We start from the raw sequence: 569 nt of genomic DNA, 5'->3' as shown, positions 1-569 counted from the left end.
TGGCATGCGCGTGCAAGCCATTCAGAACGGCATGGCCTGGGTGTACTGGCAGGACAAGACCTGGGCCGTCAGTCCCGGCGAGAAACTGGGCCAGGTGACCGTCACCGGTATCAATCCCCAGGCCCGCGAAGTGCTGACCAGCGCGGGCACAATCAAATGAGGTAAATCATGGACGGCAGTACTGACGCGATTCAAATGTTGGTCAATCTGTCCCACAACCTGCTGACTTCCTTTGTCAACTTTGCCTTCACGCTGGGCAGCTTGTTTGCGGTCACTGGCGCTGTGAGCTACCTCGCCACTCGCGCCAGTGCCGCGCGCAAAGCTCCTGGCCATGCGGAAGGTGGCGGCAAGGTCATCGCTGTGTTGTTGCTCTGTGGAGGCCTGGCTGGCCTCGATCAAATGATCGGTGCTGCCGCTCGCCAGTTGGGTTGGCAGGGCGCGACCTTCGATGCCATCAGCTACGTGGACGTGGGCACCTTTGGTGTCGCAGCCGATGCGGCCAATGCCGTGTTAAGTCTGGTGCGCATGCTGGGCGTCTGGTTCGCGCTGCAAGGCATGTTGTCCTGGAA

At 60.6% G+C, this 569-nt stretch carries 1 protein-coding gene; it reads left to right on the top strand.

Annotated elements, in window-relative coordinates; all coding sequences use genetic code 11:
• Nucleotides 1-168 precede the first annotated feature (168 nt).
• Nucleotides 169-569, top strand: a 401-nt coding sequence (gene traQ, locus ALO43_RS00030) for a conjugal transfer protein TraQ (RefSeq protein ID WP_054996925.1), incomplete at its 3' end; no start/stop codon positions are given.

This window comes from Pseudomonas tremae (genome assembly GCF_001401155.1).
Lineage (GTDB): Bacteria > Pseudomonadota > Gammaproteobacteria > Pseudomonadales > Pseudomonadaceae > Aquipseudomonas > Aquipseudomonas tremae.
This window is presented reverse-complemented; position numbering and strand designations above follow the sequence as displayed.